Source organism: Streptomyces sp. MS191 (assembly GCF_008042125.1).
Classification (GTDB): domain Bacteria; phylum Actinomycetota; class Actinomycetes; order Streptomycetales; family Streptomycetaceae; genus Streptomyces.
Genome location: NZ_RDBI01000061.1, coordinates 1 through 2819 on the forward strand (window position 1 = coordinate 1; position 2819 = coordinate 2819).

At 74.0% G+C, this 2819-nt stretch carries 3 protein-coding genes; 1 reads left to right on the top strand and 2 read right to left on the bottom strand.

Features of this window, described 5'->3' with window-relative positions; all coding sequences use genetic code 11:
- Window positions 1-1255: SpoIIE family protein phosphatase (locus tag EAO71_RS26320; protein ID WP_261992366.1), on the bottom strand; the 1255-nt coding region annotated here is incomplete at its 3' end.
- Window positions 1256-1373: 118 nt separating this feature from the next.
- Complete coding sequence (locus EAO71_RS26325) at window positions 1374-2462, bottom strand: DUF6777 domain-containing protein (RefSeq protein ID WP_147980314.1); 1089 nt, start codon at window positions 2460-2462, stop codon at window positions 1374-1376.
- Between the two features lie 157 nt (window positions 2463-2619).
- Between EAO71_RS26325 and EAO71_RS26330 the strand changes: the two genes are divergently transcribed.
- Window positions 2620-2819: YndJ family transporter (locus EAO71_RS26330; protein WP_187282836.1), on the top strand; the 200-nt coding region annotated here is incomplete at its 3' end.

Genomic DNA, 2819 nt, shown 5'->3' on the forward strand with positions numbered 1-2819 from the left:
GGTCGACGTGCCCGGCGCGGACCACCTGCACGACGCCGGTGGCGAGGTCCGCCTCGGCGTAGGTGCAGGTGGCGAAGCGGTCGGTGTCCAGCTCGTGCAGGAAGACGGAGGCGCGCGCCATCACGGTGGCCGGGGTGTGCCCCTCCGCGGCGTAGGCGCGCAGCACGATCCGTAGCTGGCCCATGACGGCGGCGGCGTGCGTGTCGTGGCCCTGGACGTCCCCGATGACGGCGCCGACCCGGCCGCCGGGCAGCGGGATGACGTCGTACCAGTCGCCGCCGATGTCACGGCCGAGGCGGGCCGAGCGGTAGCGGACGGCTATCTGCGCGCCGGGCACGTCGGGGATGCGGCGGGGCAGCATCGCCTGCTGGAGACCCTCGGCCAGGTCGTGCTCCTGCTCGTACAGCATGGCGCGCTGCAGGCTCTGGGCGATGCTGCTGCCCAGCGCGACGAGCAGGTTGCGTTCGTCGGCGCTGAAGCCCGTCTTGTCGTTGTAGAGCAGTCCGAGGGCGCCGATCGGCCGGGCCTGGGCGATGAGCGGCAGATAGGCCGCCGAGGTGATGCCCAGCCCGCTGATGTGCGGCCACAGGACGGGGTACGAGTCGGCGAAGTCCTGCCGGGACTCGATGAACCGGGGGGTGAGGGTCCGGACCACCTCACTCATCGGGTACGGCTCGTCCACCCGTGTGAACCGGGTGCCGGGGACGAAGGCCCCGTCGGGCCCTTCGGCGACCAGGTGGATCCGGCCCGCCTCCAGGAGTCCCATGACCAGGCTCGTGGCGCCGAAGTACTCCAGCCCGTGCGAGTCGTTGAGCAGGTCGATGACGTCCTGGACGGTGCGGGCGTGGGCGAGGGCCGCGGTGGTGCCCTCGACGACGCTGGTGCGCTTGCGGCGGCCCTCGTCCAGTCCGAGGCGTGCGGCGTGCTCGGAGACCTCCTCGGAGGCGTCGCGGACGATGCCGACGATGCGGCGCGGCCGGCCGGTCCCGTCGCGCTGGATCAGGCCCTGGGTGTGCGTCCACTGCGGGTGCCCGTTGCGCAGGCGGACCCGGAAGTAGGCGCCGTAGTGGTCGCTGCCGTCCTTGAGCGCGTGCGTGACCATGGTGTCGAGCCGGTGGCCCTCGTCGGGCGCCACACGGGAGGAGAGGCTCGCCGGGTCGCCGTCGTACTCCTCCGGGTGCACGTCGAAGACCAGCAGAGCCCCTGCGTCCAGGTCCATCACGCCGGTGTCCAGGTCCCAGTCGAAGCTGCCCATCCGGAACTCGGTGCCGAAGTCCCGGAGGAAGCAGCAGGACACCCCGCCGGTCCCCGGTTCGCAGCGGCACCGGTCCGCCGCCTCGCCGCCCCCGCTGCCCGCGCTCATGAGCCCCACGCTAGGCGCAGCCCCGGCCGCGCGCACGGCGGAGATCACCCCTCGAAGGTCTCCGGCTGGTCCGCTCCGGTGTCGCTCGGGAAGAGGTCCTCCAGCGAGGGCGCGTCCGGCTCGGGTTCGGCCAGCGCCGCACTCGCTGGAGGGCCTCTTGGTCATGCTGCGGTCTCCGTTCGGACGGGGCGGGCGGGACGGACTCACGCGGGGTGACGGAACCGTCCGGGCGCGTCGACGGTTCCGTGTCCGGCAGCGGCGTGGTGGCGGGGTCGCACGTGTCCGGGTCGCACGGCGGCGGGACGGCGGGACGGTGGTCCCGCTCGCCGTCGGAGCCGGTCCGGCGCTCGATCCAGGTGTCGTCCACGACGTTCACGATCACCAGGCTGTTCACGATCGTCGTGGTCGGCCGGACGACGACGACCCGGTCGGGCCGGTAGCCGCTCCACGGCCGCCCGCTCTGCACGGCGCCCTGGACGGCCACGGGTGAGCGCAGCGGGTTTCCGCAGGCGCATCGGACGCGGGGTGCGCCGTACTGGTCGACGAGCACGGCCGTGCCGGACTGCAGGACCGACTGGAAGGCGGTCGCCCGCCCGTCCCGGAGGCCGTGGTTGGTGACCCGGGTGTCGGCGCGCAGCTGGACGGGGGTGAGGCCGCGGAGCCAGGAGGCGACCCGGGACTCGGGGATCCCGGCGGCCTCGGCGAACGCACGCGACGTCGCCGGGTCCTCGGCGAGGAGGGCCACCTGCCGTTCGACGTCGCAGCTGGCGACGGACCGGGTGCCGCCGTAGAGGCCGGGGGTGGAGCCGGTGACCTCGCGGACGGTCAGGTCGGGAGCGGTCGTGGCGGAGGCCGGCGGGTCCGGCGGGACGGTGGCCGGCGGCGGGGCCGCGGCGGGGTTCACCGTGGAGGCGGTGAACGGGTCGGGCCCCTCGGCGGCGATCGGCTGGAGGAACACCTCCCGCGGCGCGGACGTCTGCTCGCTGCCGCCTCCGCCGTCACCGCCGCTCGCGGAGCAGCCCGCCACCAGCAGTGCCGAGGCCAGGACGGCGACCGCGGCGCCCAGAGCTCGTCGTGGACGGCGTGTGGATGCGCGCACGTGGTTCTCCCGCCTCGAGACAGTCCTTCCTGTCTGTCGCACCGCGCGGGGCCCCGCAAGCCGGGTACGGCCGACCGGACGACGCACTTGAACACGTTCAAGGAAAGCCCTACGCTCGGACCCATCGGGTTGAACGCGTTCAATCGAGGGGGTCCCGATGTCCGTTCTGGTGCATCTGATCGTGATGCTGGGCATGTTCGTGGTCGTCCCCCTGGGCCTCCGGCTGATCGACGGGCCGCAGCCCGCCGGCCTGCGCCTGCTCCGCCGCGCCTGGCCGCTGTTCGCCGTCCCCGGCGCCGTCGCCCTCTGGCTGCCGCGCTCCCCTGCCGCCGCCGGCGCGGCCGCCGTGTACGCACT